Origin of the sequence: Streptomyces sp. URMC 127, assembly GCF_051386535.1 — a bacterium.
In the GTDB taxonomy this organism is placed as follows: domain Bacteria; phylum Actinomycetota; class Actinomycetes; order Streptomycetales; family Streptomycetaceae; genus Streptomyces.
The window spans coordinates 16,203-40,915 of the sequence record NZ_JBPQTW010000042.1; the positions used below are offsets into that span (position 1 = coordinate 16,203).

The following is a 24,713-nucleotide window of genomic DNA, read 5'->3' on the forward strand; positions in this document are numbered from 1 at the left end:
TGAGGGCGCGGAAGCGCTGAGGGAGGGACGCCGCGAGGTCCGGCGGAATGCAGAGCCGCCGGACCTACGCGTTGGCCGTGAACCGGCGGCTAGCCCGCCGTGCCGTACATGCGGTCGCCCGCGTCGCCCAGGCCCGGGACGATGTAGCCGTTCTCGTTGAGGCGCTCGTCGACGGAGGCGGTGACGACGGTCACCGGCGCGCCGGACAGCTCGCGCTCCATGACCTCGACGCCCTCCGGGGCGGCCAGCAGGCAGATCGCGGTGACGTCGTCCGCACCGCGGGAGATCAGCTCCTGGATCGCCGCGACCAGCGTGCCGCCGGTGGCCAGCATCGGGTCCAGGACGTAGACCTGGCGGCCCGAGAGGTCGTCGGGCATGCGCGTGGCGTACGTCTCCGCCTTGAGGGTCTCCTCATTGCGGATCATGCCCAGGAAGCCCACTTCGGCGGTCGGCAGCAGCCGGACCATGCCGTCGAGCATGCCCAGGCCGGCGCGCAGGATCGGCACCACGAGCGGGCGCGGGTGGGAGAGCTTGACGCCGGTGGTCGCCGTGACCGGGGACTCGATGTCCACCTGCTCCGTGCGCACGTCGCGCGTGGCCTCGTAGGCGAGCAGGGTGACCAGCTCGTCGGCGAGCCGCCGGAAGGTGGGGGAGTCGGTGCGCTTGTCGCGCAGGGTGGTGAGCTTGTGCGCCACCAGGGGGTGGTCGACGACGTGGATCCGCATGACATCGACATTAACCGAGCTTTCGGCCCCCGGCGGCCGCCGTGCGGCGTTCGACGGGTCGCTGCAGGTCTGCGGCGGTCTGTCGCCGCACTGGCATCAAACCACCACTTAGGGGGAAAGTGGGCACGTACGCCCGGTCTGTCGCACCGGGTGTGGCCGGCGAAGCACTCGGCACGAGGTGGTCCTGCCATGGCTGAAGACGCCCCCGAGAATCCCGACACGACGCCCGACACGAAGTCCGACCCGAGGTCCGACACGAAGTCCGACACGAAGTCCGACACGAGCGGCCCCGAGACGGAGGAAGAGGCGGACCGCCGCCGCAGACGCGCGCAGTTCCTGCGCGAGCTGAACGAGGCGAAGGAGCTCCGGGACCGCGTGCAGCCGCGCCGGGCCCGGGCGGCCCGGATGCGCCAGCAGATGCGGATGCGGACCTTCCGCTGGTGATCTCCGGCCGACCGGCCGGCGCCGCGCCGCCCGGACGGCGGGTCCGGCGGCGCCACGTGAGGCACATCTCTTCGGACTGCTGCACGACGCAGCGCGGAAGACCTCTCGCAACGGCGAGGTTTCTGCCACGATTCCGAGTGGGCGGGGTGGTCCCCGTCCGGCCCGGCACCGCCTATGACCAGTGGGAGAGTCACGGTGTACTTCGCCGCACTGCTCGCGCGCACCGACGACGGATGGGAAGCGAGCGACACAGAACTCGACAACGTGGAAACCCTGGCCGACCTCGCCGACCTGGCCCGTGAGGCCGCGGTGGACGACGACACGGTCCTGGCCCTGATCGAGCAGGAGGGCGCCTGGTTCGGCGTCGTGCGCGTCGACGGTGAGGACGACCCGCGCGTCTTCGTCTCCAACGCCGTCGTCGCGGGCCGCAGCTCCTACGGCGCCATGCTCGTGGACGAGCTGATCGGCCGCGACGACACCGGCGCCGACGACCTCGACGACCTCGATCTCGACGGCACCGAGGACGGCGAGCCCGAGCCCGTGGAGGACGAGGCCGAGGAGGCGGGCGACGCCGAGCCGCGGCCGGCCGGCCCGCTCGGCGACGCCGGGATCCTCTCCGACCTGGGCGTGGGCGAGAAGGAGCTGCTCGCCCTGGAGGGGGACGCCCTCAGCGAGATCGCCGACGTCCTCGGCTGCACGGACGTCCTGGAGGCCGTGCGCTGACGCCCCGCCCCGGGGCCCCGGGGCGGGTTCGCCCACACTGGTGCCATGAACGAAGCCGTCCGCGAGCCCACCGGCCACGACCCCGTACGCACCCCGTGGCTCGCCCCCATGCGGGCCGCCCTCGACGAGGCCGTACGGGCCCCCGCCACCGGCGACGTGCCGGTCGGCGCCGTCGTGCTGGGCCCGGACGGCTCCGTCATCGGCCGCGGCCGCAACGAGCGCGAGGCCACCGGCGACCCGACCGGCCACGCCGAGGTCCTCGCCCTGCGCGAGGCCGCGCGGGCCGTCGGCGAGTGGCGCCTCGCGGGCTGCACGCTCGTCGTGACGCTGGAGCCGTGCACGATGTGTGCGGGCGCGATCGTCCTCTCCCGCGTCGACCGCGTCGTCTACGGCGCCGTCGACGAGAAGGCCGGAGCGGCCGGCTCCCTCTGGGACGTCCTCCGCGACCGCCGGCTCAACCACCGCCCCGAAGTGATCCACGGCGTCCTCGCCGGGGAGTGCGCCGCGCTCCTCACGGAATTCTTCCGCTCCCGGTGAGCGCCCCGGGGCGCCCGTCCGGCGGCCTCGCGGCGCCTTGATGACGAGGGTCACACCGGTCCGCCCCGGTATCGATTTCAGAGCACGGCCCACCGTCCGCTAAGCTCTCTCTCGGTAGCGTGTCCGAGCGGCCTAAGGAGCACGCCTCGAAAGCGTGTGTGGGGGCAACTCCACCGTGGGTTCAAATCCCACCGCTACCGCCAGCGACGCCCCTTCGCCCGTGGAAACGCGGACGGAGGGGCGTTCTGCATGCCCGGACCTCTCCGCCGCGCGGTGACATCATGCGACGCACCGTCAGCTTCCTTGACTCGTACGGCATTTCCGCCGAAGATGCCGCGGCGTGCGTCGAGCGGCGGGGCGCTCGCGCGGACTGTGCAAGGGGAGTGACGAGGTGTGCGGCGCGGGCATCATCAGCCTGCTGGCGGACCAGGGCGTGTCGCGCTGGCTGGACGGTGCCGAGTGGCAGGAGCCCAACCCGCGCCGGCTGGCCCGGCTCGTGGACGACGGGCTGATCAACGGGCTGGCCCTGGGGCCCGAGCCCCTCACCCGGTCCCTGGTCCGGCGCGCCCGCGGCGCGTGGCCTTCCGGCGTTCCCGGTGCTGCGCGGCCCGTGTGCGAGGCCGGGCCGGCGGCCGAGGCGCTGCTCGCCGCGGAGGGGCGGCGCGCGTGCGACGTGCTGCTGCCCGTCCACGAGCGGACCGGCGGCCGGGACGGCCACGTCACCCTGGAGGTCGGCCCCGTCGCCGACACGGCCACCGCGCTGCGCCTGTGGCGGGCCGTCGACCGGCCCAACGCCCTGGTCGGCCTGCCCGCCGGGCCCGAGGGGCTCGCCGCGGCCGCGGACTGCCTGGCCGAGGGCGCCGGCGTCGACATCGGCCCCGTGGTGTCGCCCGCGCACTACGGCGAGGCGGCCGGCGCGTGGCTGGACGGCCTGCGCCGGGCCCACCGTGCGGGCCGCGACCTCTCCGCCGTGCGGGCCGTCGTCTCGGTGCCGCTCGCGCCCGTGGACGCCGCGTTCGACGAGCGGCTGCGGCGCTCCGCGTCCGAGGCGGCCCGGATGATGCGCGGCGAGGCGGCGCTCGCCTCCGCGCGGCTGGTCTTCCACTGCCACGAGCAGCTGCTGGCCGGGCCGGAGTGGCGCGAGCTCGCCGCGCTCGGGGCGCGGCCGCACCGGGTGCGCTGGACGGACACCGCGGTGCGGGCCCCGGGCCGGCCCGGGACCCGCTACGTGGACGAGCTCGTCGTCCGCGGCGCGATCACGACGCTGAGCCCCGCGACGCTGGAGGCCGTCGCCGAGCGCGGCAACCCGCGCGGCGACGCCGTCACCGGCCGGGGCCGGGCCGCGGCGCGCGTCCTGGACTCCCTGGAAATCCTCGGCGCGGCCTACGCCCGGACGACCCGCGACCTGGCCACGGGCGCGGCCCGCGCCCGCGCGGCCCGCTGGCAGGCGCTGCTGACGGCGGTCAGCGCCCGCTAGCGCGCCGACCGGGCCGGGCCCGTTCTTCGGGGCGGGGCGGGCAGGGGCGCGGCGCTGCCGGGTCCGGCCGGTTTCTTCCGCCGTGGCGGCGGGGTGTTTCGGCGGGGCCGGGCGTCGGGCGTTCGGGCGGCCGGATTTCGTCGGCCGGATCGGGGGGACCAGACCCCCTTACCCGTGGCGTAAACATCGCAATACGGCAGCGCTGGCCGGAATGTACGGCCGGGGAAGCGGCGGCATGACGTAGCAGCACTTTCCAACTGCCTGCCATATAGCGGAGGTTGTCCGTCCGATTCCCCTTCCTACCTGCCCCGACCCGGCTTTCCCGGAGGAAGTAATAAGTCATCTTCCGTATGGGGAGGTGAGGGACGTCACATCACCCGCTGATGTGACCATTCCGGCACCTAGGGTGATCGCGCTGCCTGTGAACGTGCATGTGAACGCGTAAACCGCTCAGGGAGGCTGTCGGTGCATCAGGCCGGAAACAACGCGTATTCCCCTCTCCCCGCCGCCCGCCACGAGCCACTCGAAGCGCCCTACCCACCCGGCGATCTGGACCCGGCCCGGGCCGCCGTGGACACCGCGGCCGTCGGCGAACGGCATCCCTTCTACGCGAAGTTCGGCCAGGAGCTCGGCGGCACGTCCCTCATCGAGGTGCCCGGCCCTCCCGGCGGCGCCACCGTGCTCGCCAAGTGCGAGTGGGAGAACCCCGCCGGATCCATCAAGGACCGCGTCGCCCACGCCCTGCTCGGCAGCGCCTTGCAGCGCCACGGCGACCGTCCGCTCGGCGAGCTCCGCGTCCTGGAGTACTCCGGCGGCAGCCTCGCGAACGCCCTCTCGCAGCTCTGCGCAGGCCTGGGCATCCGCTCCCGCTTCGTCCTCTCCTCGGCGAGCCCCCCGAGCCTCCTCGCGACCCTCGCCGGGCGCGGCGCCCGCGTCGACCTGGTCGACAAGGAGCGCGGCTTCCTCGAAGTCGTCCGCGAGGCCCTCCGCATCGCGGCGGCGGAACCCGAGTGGACCCTGCTCTACCAGCACCGCAACCCCGCCAACGTGCTCCTGCAGGAACGCACCACCGGCGCCGAGCTCGTCGAGCAGCTCGGCGGCCGCGTCCCCGACGCGTGGGTGGCCTCGATCGGCACCGGCGGCACGCTGGTCGGCGTGCTGCGCGCCCTGCGCGCCCGCTTCCCCGCCGTACGGGCGATCGGCGTCACGCCCGCCGAGCTGCCCTACGGCAGCGAGCAGCCGCCCAACGGGAAGCGGAAATACGCCGGTTCGGGCGGCATGGGGTACGGCATCAGGCAGCCGTTCGTGACGCTGCACGACGACGAGACCGAGCAGCGCACCGTCTCCTACCCGCGCGCCTTCGCCGCCATGGGGGAGTTCCGCGACCTCACCGGCCTCCGCGTCGGCAGCTCGGCCGCCGCCAACTGGATCGCGGCCAAGGAGACGGCCGCCGCGCTGCCGCCGTCGGCGACGGTCGTCACCGTCTTCCCCGACGCCGGGACGCCGGAGGAGTGGGAGCGGCTCGGCCGATGACGACGACGAAGCCGGGGGATCCGCAGCGTTCCTCCCGTTCCTCCCGCCCTTCCCACCTGGTTCTCGTCGAGACGACTCCGACGGCTGGATTCAAGATCGTGACCGAGGCCCGTGCGCTCGGCCACGAAGTGACCTTCGTGGCGCACTCCCTCGACCCCTACCTGGCCGCCGAGGGCGGCGAGGAGGCCCTGCGCACGCCGCACCGGCTGCTGACCGGGGTGCCCACCACCGACCCCGGCGGCCTGCTCGACGTGATCTGCACGCTGCACCGCAAGCACCCGGTGCACGGCATGCTCGCCCTCAGCGAGGGCCACCTGCCCGCCACGGCCGAGGTCGCCGGGGCGCTCGGCCTGCCCTTCGAGAGGGCGGCGGTGATGCGGCGGCTGCGCGACAAGCACGCCGTGCGCGAGCTCCTGGCGGCCGCGGGCGTCCCGCAGCCCGCGTTCCGGCGGGCCGTGAGCCCCGAGGAGGCCGTGGCCGCGGCCGGGGAGCTCGGCTACCCCGTCGTGGTCAAGCCGGCCGACGGCTTCGGCTCCCTCCACGTCGGCGTCGCGCACGACGCCGCGGAGACGGCCCGGCTGGCGGCGGCCGTCTGCGGCGAGCGCGCGTACGGGCGCGGGGTCTCCGGCAGCGGCGTGGTCCTGCTGGAGACGTACGTGCCGGGCCCGGTCGTCAGCTGCGAGATGGTGACCGTCGACGGCACGAGCACCCCGTACGGCTGCGTGGACCGCATGCTCGCCCCCGCGCCGCACCCCGTCGAGCTGGGCGGCTGCTTCCCCGCCGAGCTGGACGACGACGTGCACGAGGCCGTCGTGCGCGTGGTCGCCGACGCGCTCGCCGCCGCCGGCATCCGGCGCGCGCACACCCACACCGAGGTGGTCCTCGGGCCGGACGGCCCGCAGATCATCGAGATCAACGGCCGGCTCATCGGCGGCTACGTCCCCACGATGATCAACTACGTGCTGGGCCGGAACATCTACCACGACGTCATCGAACTCGCCCTGGGCGGCAGTCCGTCGCCCTCCCCGGCGCGCGGCGCAGGCTGCATCCGGGCGATCACCGCCCCGGCGCCCGGCGTGCTCGCCGGCATCGACGCGGAGGCGGCGCGCGGCGCCCCCGGGACGGCCGAGGTGATGCTGCAGGCGCGCCCCGGGCAGGCGGTGCGCCCGGCCCGTGACAACTTCGACCGGCTCGGCTTCCTCATCACGACGGCCGGCACGGCGGCCGAGGCGCGGAAGGCGGCCGAGGAGGCGCACGGCCTCGTGCGGGTGACGGTCGAGGGCGGCCCGGGCAGTGCGGACGGCGTGGAGGGTGCCTCGTGACGCGTTTCCGTACGCTGTGCGTCGCCGGGAGCCCGAGCCGCGGGTCCCGCACGCGGGCGCTGGTCGCCCACGTCGCCGGCCTGCTGGAGCGGCACGGCTCCGAGACCCTCCTGGCGGACCTCGCCGAGCTCGGCCTGCCGCCCGGCCACCCCGACCACTACTGGAGTACCGAACCCCACCCCGACGCGCGGGCACGGGAGTTCATCGCCGCGGTACGGGCGAGCGACGCGCTCGTCCTGGGCACGCCCGTCTACCACTCGGGGTACTCGGGGCTGCTCAAGAGCGCCGTCGACCTGCTGCCGAGCGACGCCTTCGCGGGCAAGGCCGTGGCCCTGGTGTCGCACGCCGGCGGCCCGCGCGGGTCGGCCGGAGCCTGCGAGCAACTGCGGCAGGTGGTGAAGGCGCTCGGCGGGTGGGCGGTGCCGATGCAGGTCAGCACGGTGTCCGCGGACTTCTCGGGGAATCTCACGAGCGGGGTCGGGCAGCGGACGCTGGACGAAACGGGTCCCGTGCACGCCCGGTGCGCGGAACTGGCCGGCCAGCTCGCGGTGTTCACGCGCGCCATGCGCCCCGCGCGGGCCGGGTCCCTGGAGGACCGGGCGGAGGTGGCGGCTTGAGCATCGCCTTCCGTACGGGCCGCCCGCCCCGCGCGGGCCTCGTGCACCGCCTGCGCGAGGACCTGAACGTGGTGGCCGACCGCGACCCCGCCGTCCGCACCCGGGCCGAGGCGCTCCTGGCGCCCTTCCTGCCCGCCCTGTGGCTGCACCGGCCCGCGAGCAGGCTGCACGCGCGGGGCCACCGGGTCACGGCCCGCGTGCTGTCGCTCGCCGGCCGCTTCCTGTCCGGCGGCGTCGACATCCACCCGGGCGCCCGCGTGGGGCGGCGGCTGTTCATCGACCACGCCGCGGCCGTCGTCATCGGCGAGGACGCCGTGATCGGCGACGACGTCACCCTCTACCACCAGGTCACCCTCGGCGCCGTCGGCTGGTGGCGGGACCGCCGCAGGCTGCCCGGCGAGCGGCGGCACCCCACCCTCGGCGACCGGGTCGTGGTGGGGGCGGGCGCCTCCGTCCTCGGCCCGGTCCGCATCGGCGACGACAGCCTCATCGGCGCGCACGCCCTGGTGACGACGGACGTGCCGGCCGGGAGCCGGGTGGGCGCCCCTCCGAGCGAGATCCAGCCGAAGGGCCGGCCGGTCCTGACCCGGGCCGGCGGCACGGAAACGAAGAGGAAGAGAAGCGGCCTGTGACGAAGAGGGAGAGAAGCGGCCTGTGACGAAGAGTGAAGAGAAGCGGCCTGTGACCACGACGAACCAGCACAACGGCGCGGCCGGCGCCGCCGGCCCGTACCGCGAAGTCCTCCGCGAGGCCTTCGTCCGGCGCTACGAGGACGGCGCCGACTCCTGGAGCGAGGAACCCGCCATGCGCGAGCTGGTGCCCCTGCTCTGCACGGAGCTGGCGGCCGGCAGCACCGTCATCGACATCGGCGCGGGCCGCGGCCGCGACACCGAGCTCCTGCTGGCCGCGGGCCACCGCGTCACCGCGGTCGACCTCGTGCGGCTCCCCGACTGGGACGGCATAGCCCGCCGCCACGGCGCCGCGGTGTCCTTCGAGACCGGCAACTTCGCGGACATGACCGGCGGCCGCACCTTCGACGCGGCCGTCGACAACGGCGTCCTCCACCACCAGGACCCCGCCGGCTACGCGCCGTACCTCGCGAACGTGCGGCGGCGGCTGCGCCCCGGCGGGCTGCTGGCCGTCAGCCTGTTCACCACGGCCGAGGAGCTCGCCGAGGGCGTCCTCAACCGCGCCGAGGACGGCCGCCTGTCGCGCTGGTTCACCGAGCGGGAGGCGAGGGAACTGCTGGCCGGCGCCGGGTTCGCCGTGACCGCCGTCCGCACCGTGCGCAGGGAGCTGCCGGGGCTCGCCTACCTCCTGGTGCTGGCGCGCCGCGAGGAGTGAGCCGCGCGCGTACGCCGTACGCCGGAAAGACACCCACCGCACCACCGTCAAGGGTTTGGTACCGATGACCGCTCCGTCCCCGAGGGGTCCCGCCGCGGCGGGCCCCGCCCCCGTCCCCGCGCCCGCGAAGCCGGGCAGCCGCATGTTCGCGTCGCTCGCCGTGCGCAACTACCGCTACTTCTTCTTCGGCCAGTTCGTCTCGAACTCCGGCACGTGGATGCAGTTCGTCGCCCAGGACTGGCTGGTCTTCCACCTCACCGGCAGCACGTTCGCGGTGGGCGTCACCACGGCGCTGCAGTTCCTGCCGGTGCTGCTGTTCGGCCTGTTCGGCGGCGTCGCGGCCGACCGGTATTCCAAGCGCCGGATCCTGCTCGCCACGCAGGGCGCGATGGGCCTGTTCGCGGCCGCCCTGTCCGTCCTCACGCTGACCGGCGCCGTCACCGTGGCCCACGTGTACGTCTTCGCGTTCCTTCTCGGCCTCATGAACGTGTTCGCCAACCCGGCGATCCAGACGTTCGTGCCGGAGATGGTCGGCCCCGAGCGCGTCGCCAACGCGGTCAGCCTGGGTGCCGTCAACTTCCAGAGCGCCCGCCTGCTGGGCCCGGCCGTCGCGGGCCCGCTGATCGTCGTGATCGGCAGCGGCTGGGCGTTCGCGCTCAACGCCGTCTCCTACCTCGCGGTGATCGCCTCCCTCCTGGCCGTACGCACCTGCGAGCTGCGCCCGACGACGCCCGCGCCGCGGCAGAAGGGCCAGGTCAGGGCGGGTCTGCGGCACGTGCGGGAACATCCGAAGCTCATCTTGCCGATCGTCCTCGTCGGGTTCGTCTGCACCTTCGGCTTCAACTTCCCCACCATCCTGTCGGGCTTCGCGTACACCGTCTTCGACGGCGGCGCGAAGGAGTTCGGCTTCCTGACGACGGCGGTCGGGGTGGGGGCCCTGGCGGGGGCGCTGCTGTCGGCGCGGCGGCGGAGCGGCAGCGCGGTGGTGATGGTGGGCACGGCGGCGGCCTTCGGCGTGCTGGAGATGCTGACGGCGGCGGCACCGGGTGTCTGGTGGTTCGGCGTGCTCATGGTGCTGGTGGGGCTGCTGAGCGTGACGTTTGCGACGACGGCCAACGCGCTGGTGCAGCTGAACACCGATCCGTCGATGCGGGGCCGCGTGATGGGCCTGTACATGCTCGTCTACACGGGCGGGACGCCGGTCGGCGGGCCGCTGGTGGGCTGGGCGGTCCAGCACTACGGGGCGCGCGCGGGGATCCTGGCGTGCGGGCTGCTGGCGGTGGCCGCGGCGGCCGTCGTGGGGCTGGTGGCCCTGCGCGCTCCCCGTGCGGGGGCGGTCGCGGGTGACTAGCGTGGCTACGGGGACTCAAGGAGCGTGAGGGCCTCACCGCCCGGGAGGGCCCGCACCGCCCGGAAGGAGCCGGAGCCATGGCCGCGCAAGCAGAGGGCATGCCGTGCTGGGCCGACGCGATGTTCACGGACGTCGAGGCGGCCAAGGACTTCTACGGTCACGTCCTGGGATGGACCTTCGGCGAGAGCGCGTCGGAGTTCGGCGACTACACGGAGGCGTACGCGGACGGGAAGCCCGTCGCCGCCGTGGTGCCGCCCATGCCGGGCCAGGAGGGTCAGTCCGCCTGGTGCCTCTACCTCGCCTCGCCCGACGCGGCCGCCACCGCGGTGAAGATCCGGGCGAGCGGCGGGGAGGTGCTGATGGACCCGATGACCGTCGGCGACTTCGGCACGATGGTCCTGGCCCGTGACCCCTCGGGCGTCGCCTTCGGCGTCTGGCAGGCCGGCACCCACGAGGGCTTCGGCAAGCGCGGCGAGGCCGGCGCGTACTGCTGGGCCGAGATCTTCACCCGCGAGCCGGGCGCGGCCGACGCCTTCTTCCCGGCCGTCTTCCCGTACGGCGTCCAGCGCATCGAGGGCGACGCGGACACCGACGAGGAGGAGATCGACTTCAAGCTCTTCACGCTCGGCGGCGACGCGGTGCTCGGCCGCATGGTGATGGGCGAGGAGTTCCCTCCGGAGGTCCCGCCGCACATCCAGGTCTTCTTCGCGGTCGGCGACTGCGACGCGGCGGTCGCCAAGGCGGTGGAGCGCGGCGGCGCGCTCGAGTTCGGCCCGATGGACAGCCCCTTCGGCCGCTTCGCGGCCCTGACCGACCCCCAGGGGGCGGCGTTCGCCGTCATCGACCTGAGCGCGACGACGGGGAAGATGCCGGGGCTGACGGACGCGGCGTGAGGCGGGTCGCCGCCGGACGGGCCGGAATGCGCGGGACGCAGCTGTGCGGGCTGCGGGCTTTCCGCGATCCGGCCCGTCCGGGAGGCGGGGCAGGGCGTGGCCGGGGGGCTACTTCACCGGGACGGCGGCCTTAGCGCCCGCCGGGGCAGCGGCGGGGGCGGCGGCCGTGGCCTTCGCGGCGCGGTGGATGCCGAAGGCGCTCAGCAGCGCGCACGCCACCAGTGCGGCCACGGCCCATCCCAGGGCCGTCTGCAGTCCGGAGGTGAAGGTGTCCGACTTCGCGTCGCCCACGATCAGGCCCATGATCGCGACTCCGATGAGGCCGCCCAGCTGGCGCGAGGCGTTGAGGACGCCGGAGGCGATGCCGACGTTGCCGGAGTCGACCGCGCCGAGCATGGCGTTCGTCATGGCCGGGACGACCAGGCCGATGCCGAAGCCCGCCACCAGGAACTGGCCGATGATGGCGAAGTACGAGCCGGAGTGCACGGCCGGGAGGGTGCCGAGGTAGCCCAGGGCGGCGAGGGAACTGCCGGTGATGAGCACGGCGCGGGCGCCGTAGCGCTTGGCGAGCGGGCCGCAGGACAGGTTGGCGGTCATGATCGCGGCGGTCATCGGGAGGAACGCGAGGCCGGCGACGATCGGCGAGTAGCCCCAGACGGACTGGAAGAACAGGCTGAAGACGAAGATCAGACCGTAGAAGGCGAAGTTGACGAGGACGCCGATCAGCGAGGTCGAGGTGAACGCCTTGCGGCCGAAGAGGTGCAGCGGCAGCATCGGGTCGCTGCTGCGCTTCTCGGCGGCGATGAAGGCGATCGTCGCGACGGCGAAGACGACGAGGCTGCCGATGACGAACGCCGAGCCCCAGCCGCGGCCGTTGGCCTCGATGATGGCGGCGGTGAAGGTGCCGAGCGCGACCACGGCGAGCACCTGGCCGAGCAGGTCGAAGGAGCGGCGCGGGGCATCGGCGGGGCGGACGCCGGCCGGGGCGTTGGCCTGGGTGAGCCAGATGCCGACGACGGCGATCGGGACGTTCACGAAGAAGATCGAGCGCCAGCCGAGCTGGTCGATGAGGACGCCGCCGACGACCGGGCCGAGGGCGAGGGCGAGACCGCCCGCCGCGGCCCACAGGCTGACGGCCTTGGCGCGCTCGCCGGCATCGGGGAACGACTTGTTCACGATCGACAGCGAGGACGGGACGATCATCGCCGCGCCCAGGCCCTGGACCACGCGGGAGACGATCAGCGCGACGAGCGTGGTGGAGGCGCCGCAGGCGAACGACGCGACGGCGAAGAGCGCGAATCCCACCTGGTAGATCCGCTTCGGGTCGAAGCGGTCCCCCAGCGATCCGGTGGACAGCAGGAACGCGGCGAAGGTGAGGGTGTAGCCGTTGATCACCCACTCCAGCCCGGAGAGGCTGCCGCCGAAGTCCTTGCTCAGCGCGTCGGTGGCGACGTTGACCACGCTGACATCGAGGATGACGACGACGAACCCGAGGCAGGCCGCGAGCAGCGACAGCTTCCTTTTCGCAGTACTGGGTTCACTCTGGGACATGCCTATTCCTAAGGGTCGGTCGGAAGGGTGCGGGGAGGGTGAGGGGCGCACGACGCGAATAGACTGTTCGATGCGAGGCGAACACGTAGACTGTACGCAGATCGTCGAACACTTTGCAATCGCTCGTCAGGAAGGCCGTTATGACCAAGGGAAACGTCGCGGCTCCGGCGCCGCACCGCACGCCACCGGAGCACGTCCATCCCCGGGACGTGCCGCTGGAGACCGCGCTGGCGGCGCTCGCCGATCCCGTACGGCTCGCGCTCGTACGGGAGTTGGCCGCAAGCGAGGACTGGGAGCGCACCTGCGGCAGCTTCGACGTGCCGGTTCGCAAGGCCGCGCTGAGTCATCACTTCGCGGTGCTGCGCTCCGCCGGGCTCATCGAGCAGCGCGACGCGGGCGCCAAGCGGATCAACCGGCTGCGCCGGGCCGAGTTCGAGGAGCGGTTCCCCGGGCTGCTGACGCTCGTCCTGCAGCCGCAGGACGCGGGCTGAGACCCCGGACCGCCGGTACGACCGCCGGAGCGGGGCCGGGCGGCTGATCCGGGATCAGTCGTCCACCACCAGCCGGTACCCCCGCTTCGGCACCGTCCGGACCAGTCCCGCGTACGCGCCCAGCGCGCCGCGCAGCCGGCCCACCGCCGCTTCCACGGCGTGCTCGTCCGCGCGGGCGCCGGCCCACACCCGCTGGAGCAGGTCGGTCCGGCTCAGGACCCAGCCCGGGCGGGCGGCCAGGGCGCGCAGGACCGCGGCCGGGACCGGGGGCAGCCAGACGGCTTCCTCGCCGGCGAGGAGGGCGCTGCCCTGGAGGACGAGAGGGCGGGGCCCCGAGCGCAGCACGCGGCGGTCGCGGGCCGGGAGGGTGTCCGTGAGGGTGCGGACGAGGGCGCCGAGGCGGCCGCGCTCCGGCCACACCGACGAGACGCCGGCGTCCTCCAGGGGGCGTGCGCACAGCGGGCCGACGCAGACGGGCAGGACGTCGCCGCGCAGCGCCGCGAGGAGTTCGGGGTACAGGCCGGCCGCGTGCGCGGCCTCCAGGAAGAAGACGATGGCCGGGGCGCTGGTGAAGGTGAGGGCGTGGACCTCGCGCCGTACGGTCTGCTCGACCAGGCGCCGTACGGCGTCGGTGTCCGCCGGCGGCGTCCACCGGTAGACCGGCACGTCGATGACCTCCGCGCCGCGCTCGCGCAGCGCGTCGGAGAAGCCGTCCAGGGGCGCGCCGTGCTCCTGGACGGCGATCCGGCGGCCGGTGAGGTCGCGGGCGAGGAGCCAGGTCAGGAGCGCGCCGGTGGCTTCCGAGCCGGGCGAGTACGCCTCCGCCAGGCCGCTGGCGCGCACCGCGCCCGTCGCCTTGGGCCCGCGGCTGAGCACCTGCGCGCCCCGGCAGGCCGCGGCGAGCTCCGCGCCGTGCCCCCAGCCCTCGGCGGCGCTCATCCAGCCCCGCCAGCCCACGCCCGTGGTGGCGACGACGTAGTCCAGCGGGGCGGCGAGGCAGCGCTCGGTGGCGCGCCGCAGCGCCACGTCGTCGTCGAGCGGGAGGATCCGCATCGTGGGCGCCTCGGTCACCCGGGCGCCCCTGCGCCGGAGCAGTGCCGTGAGCTCGTCGCGCCGCCGGTCCGCGGTCACCCCGACGACGAAGCCGGTGAGCGGTCCTGTGTCAGCGCTGGTCGTTCCCATGCGCGCATGGTCCGTCGGCGGGGTTTCGGGCCGGTTGCGCCCCCGTCACACAAGCGTTAGGGAAAGCTTCCGGCACGTTACGGCAGATGTCGTCGGGCCTGCACCGCCCGCCCGGCCGTGTGAACAGCTTGTACCGCGCGGGCAACATCGCCGACCTCACCCCGTAACGACACGGAGTGAACCTCGGTGCCATGACGACCTCCGGCTCCGGCACCGCCACCGACACCCACTGCCCGTACTGCGCCCTGCAGTGCGGCATGCGGCTCCGTCCCGGCGCCGGGTCCGAGCCCGCCGAGGTCCTGGAGCGCCCCGCCTTCCCCGTCAACAGGGGCGCCCTGTGCGGCAAGGGGCGCACGGCCGCCGCCGTGCTGCGCCCCGGGGTGCGGCTCACCGGACCCCTCGTCCGCGACGCCCGTGACGCGCCCCTGCGCCCCGCCTCCTGGGAGGAGGCCCTCGACCGCGCGGCCGCGGGCCTGACGGCGGCGCGGCGCCGCCACGGCGACGACGCCGTCGGCGTCTTCGGCGGCGGCGGGCTCACCAACGAGAAGGCCTACCTGCTCGGCAAGTTCGCGCGCGTCGTGCTGCGCACGCCGCACATCGACTACAACGGCCGCTTCTGCATGTCCTCCGCCGCGGCCGCGCACCGCCGCGCGTTCGGCATCGACCGCGGGCTGCCGTTCCCGCTGGAGGACATCGCCCGTACGGACTGCGTGATCCTGGTCGGCGCCAACCCGGCCGAGACGATGCCCCCGGCGCTGCGCTACTTCCGCGAACTGCGCGAGAACGGCGGCCGGCTGATCGTCGTCGACCCGCGGCGCACGCGCACCGCCGAGCAGGCCGACCTGCACCTGCAGCCCCTGCCCGGCAGCGACCTCGCCCTCGCGCTCGGGCTGCTGCACCTGCTGATCGCCGACGGCCGGGCCGACCGGGAGTTCATCGCCCGCCGCACGACGGGCTTCGCGCAGGCCCGCGCCGCCGCGATGGCGCACTGGCCGCAGCGCGTGGAGCGGCTGACGGGCGTGCCGGTGGCGCAACTGGCCGAGGCGGCCGCGATGTTCGGGGAGGCGCCGCGCGGCATGGTGCTGACCGCGCGCGGGCCCGAGCAGCAGAGCAAGGGCACGGACACCGTCAGCGCGTGGATCAACCTGTGCCTGGCGGCCGGCAAGGCGGGCCGTCCCGGTTCCGGCTACGGCTGCCTGACCGGCCAGGGCAACGGCCAGGGCGGCCGCGAGCACGGCCAGAAGGCCGACCAGCTGCCCGGCTACCGCTCGATCACCGACCCCGCGGCCCGCCGCCACGTCGCCGCCGTCTGGGGTGTCGACCCCCACGGCCTGCCCGGCCCCGGCCGCAGCGCCTACGAACTGCTCGACTCGCTCGGCACCCCCGGCGGCGTCCGCGCGCTCCTGCTCATGGGCTCCAACCCGGCCGTCTCCGCGCCCCGCGCCGCCCACGTCACCCAACGGATCCGGGCGCTGGACTTCCTCGCCGTCGGCGACGTCGTCCTCTCCGAGACGGCCTCCCTCGCCGACGTGGTCCTGCCGGTCACGCAGTGGGCGGAGGAGACCGGCACCACCACGAACCTCGAAGGCCGCGTCATCCTGCGCCGCAAGGCCGTCGACGCCCCGCCGGGCGTGCGCAGCGACCTCTCCGTCCTGCACGGGCTCGCCGCCCGCCTCGGCGTGCCCGAGGGGTTCCCCGAGGACCCCGAGGAGGTCTTCGAGGAGCTGCGGCGCGCCTCGGCCGGCGGCCAGGCGGACTACGCGGGCATCAGCTACGACCGCATCCGCGCCGAGGACGGCGTCTTCTGGCCCTGCCCGGAGCCCGGCCACCCCGGCACGCCCCGCCTCTTCCTGGACCGCTTCGCCACCCCCGACGGGCGGGCCCGGTTCGCCGCCGTGACGCACCGGCCCGCCGCGGAGGAGCCCGACGGCCCCGACGGCGAGTACCCGCTCTACCTGACGACGGGCCGCGTCGTCGGCCAGTACCAGAGCGGCGCCCAGACGCGGCGCGTCGAGGAGCTCAACCGCTCCGCGCCCGGCCCGTTCGTGGAGCTGCACCCCGTCCTCGCCCGCCGCCTCGGCGTCGCGGAGGGCGAGCCGCTGGCGGTCACCAGCCGGCGCGGGCGGGCCGTCGCCCCCGCCCGCGTCACCGACACCATCCGCCCGGACACCGTCTTCATGCCCTTCCACTGGGGCGGCGACGGGCGCGCCAACACCCTCACCAACCCGGCCCTCGACCCGGTCTCGCGCATGCCGGAGTTCAAGGTGTGCGCGGTGCGGGTGGAGAAGGCGGGGTCGGCTCCCGCCACGGGGGCCGGTCCCGGTGCAGACCCCGGTCCGGGTGCAGACCCCGCTCCCGCCACGGAGGTGGCGGCATGACCCGCCGCATCGCCGTCGTCGGCGCCGGGATGGCCGCGGCCCGCTTCGCCGAGCGCTTCCAGGCCCTCGGCGGGGACGCCGAGGTGACGCTGTACGGTGCCGAGCCGCGCGCCCCGTACAACCGGGTGCTCCTCGCCGACGTCCTCACCGGCCGCTACACCGCGGACGACCTCACGCTCCCGGCCGGGGAGGCACAGCTGCGGACCGGCTGCGAGGTGACGGCGCTCGACGTCGTCGCGCACACGCTGCACCTCGCGGACGGCACGCAGGTCCCGTACGACGAGCTGGTCCTGGCCACGGGCGCGGGGCCGGTGGTTCCGGAAGGTGCCGCGGCGGGCCGGGCCCCCGTCCGGGAGCCGGTCGCCGGTGCGCTCCGGCCGGGCGTGGTGCACGTGGTGCGGACCGCCCACGACTGCGAGGGGCTGGCGGCCGCCGCGGCCCGCGCCCACCGGGCCGTGGTGATCGGCGGCGGCGTCCTCGGCGTGAGCGTGGCCCGTGCGCTGGCGTCCCGCGGACTGCGGGTGACGATCGTCCACCAGGCCCCCCACCTCGTCGAACGCGCCCTGGACGGCGCCGCGGGCGAGCTCCTGCGCCGGGGCCTGGCCGCCCTGGGCGTGGAGACGCGCACGGGGAGCACCGTCCGGGCGGTCGACGCGGACGGCCGCGTCGCCCTCTCCGACGGGCGGACGCTCGACGCCGGCCTCGTCGTCGCCGCCTGCGGCGTGCGCCCCCGCACCGCCCTCGCCCGCGCCGCCGGCCTCCCCGTCCGCACCGGCGTCCTGGTCGACGACTGCCTCTCCTGCGCCCCCGGCGTGTACGCGATCGGCGACTGCGCCGAGCACCGGGGCCGTACGCACGGCACGGCCGGCGCCGCCTGGGAGCAGGCGGACGTGCTGGCCGCGCGCCTGTCCGGCGCCGCGCCGGACGCCGTCTACGCGGGCTCGCGCCCGTACGCCCGGCTGTCGGCCGGGCCCCTGGAGTACGCGGCGTTCGGCGACCCGGCCGCCGACGAGGAGGACGCCGGTGCGCAGCGCGTCGACGTGCTCCGCATCGCGGATGCCACCCGCGGCGCGTACAAGAAGCTCGTCCTGCGCGGCGACCGGATCGCCGGGGCCATCCTCCTCGGCGACCTGGCGACGGTCGGCGCCCTCGCCCGCGCCTACGAACGGGACGAACCCGTGCCCGCCGACCCCTTCCACCTGCTGACCTCGCAAGGAGCCTCCTGATGACGGCTGCACGACGCCTGGTTCTCGTCGGCCACGGCATGGTCGGACAACGCTTCCTGGAAGCGCTCTTCGAGCAGGACCCGGCCGGGCCCGGCGCGGCGTGGCAGGTCACCGTCCTCGCCGAGGAGCCCCGCCCCGCCTACGACCGCGTCCACCTCACCTCCTGGTTCTCCGGCACCTCCGCCGAGGAGCTCTCCCTCTGCCCGGACGGCTTCCTGGAGAAGTACGGCATCGAGCTGCACCTCGGCGACCGCGCCACGGCCGTCGACCGCGAGGCCCGCACCGTCACCACCGCCTCGGGCCGCGAACTGCCCTACGACGTGCTGGTCCTGGCCACCGGCTCGTACCCCTTCGTGCCGCCCGTCCCCGGCCACGACGCCCCCGGCTGCCACGTCTACCGCACCATCGAGGACCTGGAGGCCATCCGCGACGCCGCCGCCACGGCCGGCGCGGGCGCGGTCATCGGCGGCGGGCTGCTCGGCCTGGAGGCCGCGGGCGCGCTGAAGGCCATGGGCGTCGAGACGCACGTCGTCGAGTTCGCGCCCCGCCTGATGGCCCTTCAGGTGGACGACGGCGGCGGCGCGGTCCTGCGCCGCAGGATCGAGGAGCTGGGCGTCACCGTCCACACCGGGGCCGGGGCGCAGAGCGTCGAGACCGGCGAGGACGGCGCCGCGCGGGCCCTCGCCCTCTCCGGCGGCGGGCGGATCGCCGCCGACCTGGTGATCTTCGCGGCCGGGGTGCGCCCGCGCGACGAACTGGCCCGCGCCTGTGGCCTCCCCGTCGGCGAGCGCGGCGGCATCGTCGTCGACGAGCAGTGCCGTACGGCCGACCCCGCCGTCCTCGCCATCGGCGAGTGCGCGCTCGCCGCCGACGGCCGCGTCTACGGGCTGGTCGCGCCCGGCTACGCCATGGCCGAGACCGCAGCGCGGGCCCTCTCGGCGGGCGGCGGCTCCTTCACCGGCGCCGACACCTCCACCAAGCTCAAGCTCCTCGGCGTGGACGTCGCGAGCTTCGGCGACGCGCACGGCGCCGCCGAAGGCGCCCTCGACGTCACGTACTCCAACAGCCGCGACGGCGTCTACAAGAAGCTGGTGATCGGCGCGGACGGCGCCCTGCTCGGCGGCGTCCTCGTCGGCGACACCGAGGCGTACGGGATCCTGCGGCCCCTCGCGCTCAGCGGCACGCCGCTGCCCGCCCCGCCCGAGCAGCTGGTGCTGCCCGCCTCCGCCGGGGCGCCCGCCGGGCCGGTGGCCCTGCCCGACGAGGCGGTCGTGTGCTCGTGCCACCACGTCACCAAGGGGCAGGTCAGGGCGGCGGTCAGCGACAAGGGCTGCACGACCGTCCCCGAGGTCAAGCAGTGCACCCGGGCCGGCTCGGGCTGCGGCAGCTGCGTGAAGCTGCTCGGCACGCTCGTCACCGAGGAGCTCGCCGCCGCCGGCGTCGAGACCGCCCGCGGCCTGTGCGAGCACTTCGAGCACACCCGCGCCGAGCTCTACGAGATCATCCGCGTCAAGGGCATCGACAGCTTCGCCCGCCTCGTCGACGAACACGGCACGGGCCGGGGCGCGGAGGGCTGCGACGTCTGCAAGCCCGTCGTCGGCTCCATCCTCGCGAGCCTCGGCAACGGCCACATCCTCGACGGCGAACAGGCCGCCCTCCAGGACACCAACGACCACTTCCTCGCCAACCTCCAGCGCAACGGCTCCTACTCCGTCGTCCCGCGCGTCCCCGGCGGCGAGATCACCCCCGACGGCCTCATCACCATCGGCGAGATCGCCCGCGACTACGGCCTCTACACCAAGATCACCGGCGGGCAGCGCATCGACCTCTTCGGCGCCACCGTCGACGCGCTCCCGCACATCTGGCGGCGGCTCGTCGACGCCGGCTTCGAGTCCGGCCACGCCTACGGAAAGGCCCTGCGCACCGTGAAGTCGTGCGTGGGGGAGACCTGGTGCCGCTACGGCGTCCAGGACTCCGTCGCCCTGGCCGTCGAACTGGAGCTGCGCTACCGCGGCCTGCGCGCTCCCCACAAGCTCAAGTCGGCCGTCTCCGGCTGCGCCCGCGAGTGCGCCGAGGCGCAGAGCAAGGACTTCGGCGTCATCGCCACCTCCGCCGGCTGGAACCTCTACGTCGGCGGCAACGGCGGCATGACCCCGCGCCACGCCGACCTGCTCGCCTCCGACCTCGACCGCCCCACGCTCATCCGCACCATCGACCGCTTCCTGATGTTCTACATCCGCACCGCCGACCGCCTGGAGCGCACCGCCCCCTGGCTCGAACGGCTCGACGGCGGCCTCGACCACCTGCGCGCCGTCGTCATGGACGACTCCCTCGGCATCTGCGCCGACCTCGACGCGCTCATGGCCCGCCACATCGCGACCTACGAGGACGAGTGGGCCGCCACCCTCGCCGACCCCGTCCGGCTGCGCCGCTTCGTCTCCTTCGCGAACGCGCCCGGCACCCCCGACCCGACCGTCCGCTTCGTCCCCGAACGGGACCAGATCCGCCCTGCCCTGCCGCACGAGGACGGGCAGCCGCTCACCGCGCCGCTGATCGCCGGCGCTCAGCTGGAGGTGCGTGCAGGATGACCGTGGAGATCCACGACGGAACGGGCTGGCAGCCCGTCTGCGACTGGGACGGGCTCGTCCCCGGGCGCGGGGTCGCGGTGCTCGTCGGCGACGAGCAGGTGGCCGTCTTCCGCGACCGCGCCGGCGAGGTGTACGCCGTCGGCAACCGCGACCCGTTCAGCGGGGCGTACGTCCTCTCGCGCGGCATCCTCGGCAGCCGCGACGGCGCGCCCGTGGTGGCCTCGCCCATGTACAAGCAGGCGTTCTGCCTGCGGACGGGCGCCTGCCTGGACGAGCCCGTGGCGCCGGACGGCAGCGAGGCGGCGGTACGGGTGTGGCCGGTGCGACGGGGCGAGGGAGTGGGGGCCGTGGCGTCCGCGGTGGCGGCGTCCGCGGCGTCCGCGGTGGCGGCGGGGGCTGGCGTACCGGCGGCCGCGGCGGCCACGGTGGCTTCGGGGATGTCGGCGGCTCCGGCGGCTCCCGGGGCTCCTGAGGCCGCGCGCGCGGCGGCCCCGGCGGCCGCGGCGGGCCCGGTGGCCCCGGCGGCCGCTGAGGGCCCCGCTCCGCCGTCGCCCCCGGCCCGCGGCCGCGACATCGACGACTGGCGGCCCGAGGACCCCGTGTTCTGGAAGGAGACCGGCTCCCGCATCGCCCGCCGCAACCTCGTCTACTCCGTCCTCTCCGAGCACATCGGCTTCTCCGTCTGGAGCCTGTGGTCCGTCCTCGTCCTCTTCCTCGGCCCCGAGTACGGCATCGACCCGGCCGGGAAGTTCCTGCTCACCGCACTGCCGACGGCCCTCGGCGCGGTGCTGCGCCTGCCGTACACCGTCGCCGTCACGGCGTTCGGCGGCCGGAACTGGACGGTGATCAGCGCCCTCCTGCTGCTCGTCCCGACCGTCCTGGCCGGTGTCGTCCTCGAACCCGGCGTCTCCTACGGGACCCTGCTCGCCGTCGCGTGCGTCGCCGGCGTCGGCGGCGGCAACTTCGCCTCCTCCATGGCCAACATCAACGCCTTCTACCCCCAGCGCCTCAAGGGCCGGGCCCTCGGCATCAACGCCGGCGGCGGCAACCTCGGCGTCCCCGCCGTCCAGCTCCTCGGCCTGCTCGTCCTGGCCACCGCCGGCAGCGGCGCGCCGCGCCTGCTGCCGCTGCTCTACATCCCGCTGATCGCGCTGGCGGCCCTCGCCGCCGCCCTGCGCATGGACAACCTGACGTCCGTGCGGGGCGACGGGGCGGGCGCCCTGCGCGAGATCTGCCGCGAGCCGCACACCTGGGTGATGTCGGTGCTCTACATCGGCACCTTCGGCTCCTTCATCGGCTTCGGCTTCGCCTTCGGGCAGGTGCTGCAGGTGCAGTTCCAGGGCGACTTCGGCACCCCGGTCAAGGCCGCGGGCCTCACCTTCCTCGGCCCGCTGCTCGGCTCGCTCGTCCGCCCCGTCGGCGGGATGCTGGCCGACCGCTGGGGCGGGGCCCGGGTGACGCTGGTGAACTACGGGGCCATGGCGGCGGGCGCGGTGACCGTCCTGGCCGCGTCCCGGCAGGGCTCGCTGCCGCTGTTCCTCACCGGGTTCGTGGCCCTGTTCGTCTTCAGCGGCATCGGCAACGGCTCGACGTACAAGATGATCCCGGCGATCTTCCGGGCCCAGGCGCGGACCGCGGTGGAGGTGCACGGCGCGGACCCGGCCGCCGCCGAGGAGGCCTCCCGGCGCCGCGCCTCGGCCCTGATCGGCGTCGCGGGCGCGGTGGGCGCCTTCGGCGGCGTCCTGGTCAACCTGGCCTTCCGCCAGTCCTTCCTCGGCTCGCACAACGGCAACGCGGCCTACCTGGCCTTCCTCGCCGCGTACGCCGTGTGCGCCGTCCTGACGTGGGCGGTCTACCTGCGGCCCGGCAGCGGCCGCGCGGCGGGGGTGTAGACGGTGGCGGTGATCCCGGCGGCGGGGCGGCGTCCCTTCCTGGTCCTGGTCGCGCACGGCACCCGCAGCCCCGCCGGGATCGCCGTGACCGAGGCGCTGGCCGGGCGGGTGCGGAGCTTGCGTCCGGAGCTCGGCGTACGCGTCGGCTACCTCGGACTGGTGGCGCCCTCCCTGGAGGAGGTCCTGGCCGGGCTGCGCGGGGAAGCGGTGCTCGTACCGCTGCTGCTCGGGACCGGGCACCACATCCGCGCCGACGTCCCGGCGGCGGTGGCGTCCGCGGCGCCCCGGCTCCGGTGCCGGACCGCGCCCGCGCTGGGGCCCCACCCGCTGCTCGCGGAGGCCCTCGCGGACCGGCTGGCCGAGGCGGGGCGCGAGCCCGGGTCGGCGGGGCCCGTCGTCCTCGCCGCCGCGGGCTCCTCGGACCCCGCGGCCCGGGCGGACACCGAGCGCATGGCACGGCTGCTCGCCCTGCGGATGGGAGTGAGGGTTGTGCCGTCATACGTGTCGGGCCGCGGGCCGCGCCCCGCCGAGGCGGTGGCGGCGCTGCGCGACGGCGCGCGGGAGAACGCGTCCGTCGCCACGTACCTGACCGCCCCGGGGCACTTCAGCGAGTCCGTACGGAGGTCCGTACGGAGGGGAGTGAACCACGTGCTCGTCTCCCGCCCGCTCGGGCCGCACGACGCCGTCGCACGGCTGGTCCTGCGCCGGTATCAGCAGGCCGCCGCGGGCGGGTGCGGGCACCCGGGGACGAGCCGGACGCCCGTCACGAGCGACGGCCGGATCCGTACCGCGTAGTCCATCCGCTCGTCCCACCAGGGGGTCAGGAGCGTGGCGTAGCGGGCCAGTTCGCGCGGGTCGGTGACCGGCGCGCAGTAGCCGGTGACGACGACGCTCCAGCCGAGGTGCGTGACGGGGTCGATGGAATCGGCCTCGTACGCGACGACGACGCGGCGGACGGGCCCGCCGGGCGGGTGCGCGGTCGCCGCCAGACCGGCCAGGGCGGCGCCCTCGTGGGTGCGGATGACGATGTGGCCGCCGTCCACGACGTGGTTGACCGGGCGGATGGCCGGCAGGGCGCGCCGGGTGAAGACGACGCGGCCCAGGGAGACGGTGCGCAGAAGCCGGAGGGACTCGGTGCGGGTCAGCTCGATGCGGCGGCGGGGCGGTGCGGTGGTGTCGCTCACGCCTCCAGTACAGGCGCCCGGCCCGCGGCCGCGCCAGGGGCCGAACGGCCCCGGGCCGCCGCCCGTCACCCCCGTCCGTGGGACCGGTGCCGTGCCACCTCTTCCGGGGTCATCGGGGCGCTGATGCGGCAGACGTCGCCCGGCTGCAGGTTCCGCGGCGTCAGGTACTCCTCGCGCTCGCCGACGACGCTGACCGCCACCTGCGACTCCGGCTGCCAGTACAGGCGGTAGTGCGGCCCGTTCCAGGGGTCCGGGACCTCCAGCAGCGCCGTGCCGCGCCGTTCCAGCAGCCGCCGCAGCTTCTCGAAGCGCAGCCTCCGGCCGAACCGGCCGTACCGGTCCCGTACGGCTTCGCCGACCAGCTTCCCGGTCCCGCCGTGCGCGAGCCGGTGCACCTGCAGGGAGAAGTGGTGCCCCTCCCACGGCCCCGCGGCGGACGAGCGGGTCCAGTAGAACTCCGCGAGGCCGTAGTCGCGCCACATGCCGGTGTCGTCGAGGGAGTTCTCGGCGAAGTCCGGGCCCAGGAGCGCGGCGACGCGCTCCGGGGTGTCCGCCGGCTTCGCGCCGAGCACCGTCCCGGTGGTGACGACGCTCAGGTAGAAGGCGAGGGAGTGGGGCGTCACGTCGCCATTTCCTGTTCCTGCCGGTGGCCGGCCCGCGAGAGTTCCGGGGCCGAACGGCCCTCCGGGTGTCCGCGGTGGCGGAACCACTCCGGTGCGAGGATCGACATCACCTCGGCGTCGACCCGTTCGCCCTTCCACAGCAGCGCGCCCCGCAGCACGCCCTCCGGCACGAAACCGGCCTTCTCGTAGACGCGCCGCGCGCGCGGGTTGAAGGCGTACACCTCCAGCGAGATGCGGTGCAGGCCCAGGGTCTCGAAGCCGTAGCCGACGATCAGCCGGGTCGCCTCGGTGCCCAGCCCGCGCCCGGGTGCGCCGGGTACGCAGCAGATGCGGAAGCTGCAGCTCTCGTTGCCGGGGTCCCACTCGTTGAGGACCGCCTCGCCGACGACCTCGCCGGTCGCCCTCTCCACGACGGCGAGGTCCAGCCGGTCGTCCCGGCCGGCGCGCGTGGCGTACCAGGTCCGCAGCGCGGCGTCGTCGGGCGCGCCGTGGCTGCCGGTCAGCCGTGCCGTCTCCTGGTCCCGGAAGATGGGCAGCAGGGCGGGCAGGTCGTCCACGGTGACCGGGCGCAGGGTGGTCAGTTCGCCGGTGAGGGTGGGCTTGAAGGCGAAGCCGGGGGAAGGGTGCTTGGG

At 74.9% G+C, this 24,713-nt stretch carries 23 protein-coding genes, 1 tRNA gene and 1 pseudogene; 19 read left to right on the forward strand and 6 right to left on the reverse strand.

Translation table 11 applies throughout. The features are described 5' to 3' along the window. Nucleotides 1-89: 89 nt before the first annotated feature. Nucleotides 90-725, reverse strand: a complete 636-nt coding sequence (gene upp, locus ACSNOH_RS12590; protein ID WP_391828784.1) for a uracil phosphoribosyltransferase — start codon at nucleotides 723-725, stop codon at nucleotides 90-92. 189 nt (nucleotides 726-914) lie between these two features. Between upp and ACSNOH_RS12595 the strand changes: the two genes are divergently transcribed. The 12 genes from ACSNOH_RS12595 to ACSNOH_RS12650 all read left to right on the forward strand — a co-directional run bounded on the left by ACSNOH_RS12595 (nucleotide 915) and on the right by ACSNOH_RS12650 (nucleotide 10,966). Further along, the gene (locus ACSNOH_RS12595) at nucleotides 915-1,169 is read left to right on the forward strand and encodes a hypothetical protein (RefSeq protein ID WP_436721355.1); all 255 of its coding nucleotides are present in this window, start codon (nucleotides 915-917) and stop codon (nucleotides 1,167-1,169) included. Between the two features lie 195 nt (nucleotides 1,170-1,364). After that, nucleotides 1,365-1,892, forward strand: coding sequence for a tRNA adenosine deaminase-associated protein (locus ACSNOH_RS12600; protein ID WP_436721375.1), 528 nt, complete (start codon nucleotides 1,365-1,367; stop codon nucleotides 1,890-1,892). 45 nt (nucleotides 1,893-1,937) lie between these two features. Beyond that, the gene (gene tadA / locus ACSNOH_RS12605; RefSeq protein WP_436721356.1) at nucleotides 1,938-2,429 is read left to right on the forward strand and encodes a tRNA adenosine(34) deaminase TadA; all 492 of its coding nucleotides are present in this window, start codon (nucleotides 1,938-1,940) and stop codon (nucleotides 2,427-2,429) included. 113 nt (nucleotides 2,430-2,542) lie between these two features. Further along, nucleotides 2,543-2,632 (forward strand) — tRNA-Ser (locus ACSNOH_RS12610). A 137-nt stretch (nucleotides 2,633-2,769) separates the two neighbouring features. Further along, complete coding sequence (locus tag ACSNOH_RS12615; RefSeq protein WP_436721357.1) at nucleotides 2,770-3,906, forward strand: transaldolase family protein; 1,137 nt, start codon at nucleotides 2,770-2,772, stop codon at nucleotides 3,904-3,906. Between the two features lie 465 nt (nucleotides 3,907-4,371). After that, complete coding sequence (locus tag ACSNOH_RS12620) at nucleotides 4,372-5,439, forward strand: PLP-dependent cysteine synthase family protein (protein WP_436721358.1); 1,068 nt, start codon at nucleotides 4,372-4,374, stop codon at nucleotides 5,437-5,439. Between the two features lie 98 nt (nucleotides 5,440-5,537). Then, on the forward strand, nucleotides 5,538-6,761 hold the full coding sequence (locus ACSNOH_RS12625; RefSeq protein WP_436721359.1) for an ATP-grasp domain-containing protein: 1,224 nt from the start codon (nucleotides 5,538-5,540) through the stop codon (nucleotides 6,759-6,761). Then, the gene (locus ACSNOH_RS12630; RefSeq protein WP_436721360.1) at nucleotides 6,758-7,378 is read left to right on the forward strand and encodes an NADPH-dependent FMN reductase; all 621 of its coding nucleotides are present in this window, start codon (nucleotides 6,758-6,760) and stop codon (nucleotides 7,376-7,378) included. Before ACSNOH_RS12625 ends, ACSNOH_RS12630 begins: the two co-directional genes overlap by 4 nt. Further along, nucleotides 7,375-8,010, forward strand: a complete 636-nt coding sequence (epsC, locus tag ACSNOH_RS12635) for a serine O-acetyltransferase EpsC (protein ID WP_436721361.1) — start codon at nucleotides 7,375-7,377, stop codon at nucleotides 8,008-8,010. Before ACSNOH_RS12630 ends, epsC begins: the two co-directional genes overlap by 4 nt. A 49-nt stretch (nucleotides 8,011-8,059) precedes the next feature. After that, nucleotides 8,060-8,722 carry a class I SAM-dependent methyltransferase gene (locus ACSNOH_RS12640; protein ID WP_436721362.1) on the forward strand — a complete coding sequence of 221 codons (663 nt, stop codon included), beginning with the start codon at nucleotides 8,060-8,062 and terminating at the stop codon, nucleotides 8,720-8,722. Nucleotides 8,723-8,786: 64 nt separating this feature from the next. Then, the gene (locus ACSNOH_RS12645) at nucleotides 8,787-10,073 is read left to right on the forward strand and encodes an MFS transporter (protein ID WP_436721363.1); all 1,287 of its coding nucleotides are present in this window, start codon (nucleotides 8,787-8,789) and stop codon (nucleotides 10,071-10,073) included. Nucleotides 10,074-10,150: 77 nt separating this feature from the next. Next, nucleotides 10,151-10,966, forward strand: a complete 816-nt coding sequence (locus ACSNOH_RS12650) for a VOC family protein (protein ID WP_436721364.1) — start codon at nucleotides 10,151-10,153, stop codon at nucleotides 10,964-10,966. A gap of 108 nt (nucleotides 10,967-11,074) precedes the next feature. On the opposite strand, the gene ACSNOH_RS12655 is transcribed toward ACSNOH_RS12650, so the two are convergent. Continuing rightward, the gene (locus ACSNOH_RS12655) at nucleotides 11,075-12,517 is read right to left on the reverse strand and encodes an MFS transporter (RefSeq protein WP_436721365.1); all 1,443 of its coding nucleotides are present in this window, start codon (nucleotides 12,515-12,517) and stop codon (nucleotides 11,075-11,077) included. A 140-nt stretch (nucleotides 12,518-12,657) separates the two neighbouring features. Here ACSNOH_RS12655 and ACSNOH_RS12660 point away from each other — a divergent pair, with 140 nt between their 5' ends. Then, nucleotides 12,658-13,008 carry an ArsR/SmtB family transcription factor gene (locus tag ACSNOH_RS12660; RefSeq protein WP_436721366.1) on the forward strand — a complete coding sequence of 117 codons (351 nt, stop codon included), beginning with the start codon at nucleotides 12,658-12,660 and terminating at the stop codon, nucleotides 13,006-13,008. Between the two features lie 54 nt (nucleotides 13,009-13,062). On the opposite strand, the gene ACSNOH_RS12665 is transcribed toward ACSNOH_RS12660, so the two are convergent. Further along, nucleotides 13,063-14,190, reverse strand: coding sequence for a uroporphyrinogen-III synthase (locus tag ACSNOH_RS12665; protein WP_436721367.1), 1,128 nt, complete (start codon nucleotides 14,188-14,190; stop codon nucleotides 13,063-13,065). 191 nt (nucleotides 14,191-14,381) lie between these two features. On the opposite strand from ACSNOH_RS12665, the gene ACSNOH_RS12670 reads away from it, so the two are divergent. From ACSNOH_RS12670 to ACSNOH_RS12695, 6 genes and pseudogenes are all read left to right on the forward strand, one after another. Then, nucleotides 14,382-16,568, forward strand: coding sequence for a molybdopterin oxidoreductase family protein (locus tag ACSNOH_RS12670; protein WP_436721368.1), 2,187 nt, complete (start codon nucleotides 14,382-14,384; stop codon nucleotides 16,566-16,568). Next, entirely contained in the window at nucleotides 16,565-17,794 is a 1,230-nt protein-coding gene (locus ACSNOH_RS12675) for an NAD(P)/FAD-dependent oxidoreductase (protein WP_436721369.1), read from the forward strand. The genes ACSNOH_RS12670 and ACSNOH_RS12675 overlap by 4 nt, the downstream gene beginning before the upstream one ends. Continuing rightward, nucleotides 17,794-20,382, forward strand: a complete 2,589-nt coding sequence (gene nirB / locus ACSNOH_RS12680) for a nitrite reductase large subunit NirB (RefSeq protein WP_436721370.1) — start codon at nucleotides 17,794-17,796, stop codon at nucleotides 20,380-20,382. The genes ACSNOH_RS12675 and nirB overlap by 1 nt, the downstream gene beginning before the upstream one ends. After that, a pseudogene (nirD, locus tag ACSNOH_RS12685) lies at nucleotides 20,379-20,711 on the forward strand (nitrite reductase small subunit NirD); the annotation flags it as partial. The gene nirB and the pseudogene nirD, both read left to right, overlap by 4 nt. A gap of 108 nt (nucleotides 20,712-20,819) precedes the next feature. Continuing rightward, nucleotides 20,820-22,274 (forward strand): nitrate/nitrite transporter, encoded by a 1,455-nt coding sequence (locus ACSNOH_RS12690; protein WP_436721376.1) that lies wholly within the window; start codon nucleotides 20,820-20,822, stop codon nucleotides 22,272-22,274. Between the two features lie 3 nt (nucleotides 22,275-22,277). Beyond that, nucleotides 22,278-23,069 (forward strand): sirohydrochlorin chelatase, encoded by a 792-nt coding sequence (locus ACSNOH_RS12695; protein ID WP_436721371.1) that lies wholly within the window; start codon nucleotides 22,278-22,280, stop codon nucleotides 23,067-23,069. On the opposite strand, the gene ACSNOH_RS12700 is transcribed toward ACSNOH_RS12695, so the two are convergent. From ACSNOH_RS12700 to ACSNOH_RS12710, 3 genes are all read right to left on the reverse strand, one after another. Further along, nucleotides 22,985-23,458: a pyridoxamine 5'-phosphate oxidase family protein gene (locus ACSNOH_RS12700; RefSeq protein ID WP_436721372.1), complete on the reverse strand. Its 474-nt coding sequence runs from the start codon at nucleotides 23,456-23,458 to the stop codon at nucleotides 22,985-22,987. The genes ACSNOH_RS12695 and ACSNOH_RS12700 overlap by 85 nt on opposite strands. Before the next feature lie 65 nt (nucleotides 23,459-23,523). Further along, nucleotides 23,524-24,081, reverse strand: a complete 558-nt coding sequence (locus tag ACSNOH_RS12705) for a hypothetical protein (protein WP_436721373.1) — start codon at nucleotides 24,079-24,081, stop codon at nucleotides 23,524-23,526. Then, a partial coding sequence (locus ACSNOH_RS12710; RefSeq protein WP_436721374.1) for a GNAT family N-acetyltransferase occupies nucleotides 24,078-24,713 on the reverse strand: 636 nt, incomplete at its 5' end. The genes ACSNOH_RS12705 and ACSNOH_RS12710, both read right to left, overlap by 4 nt.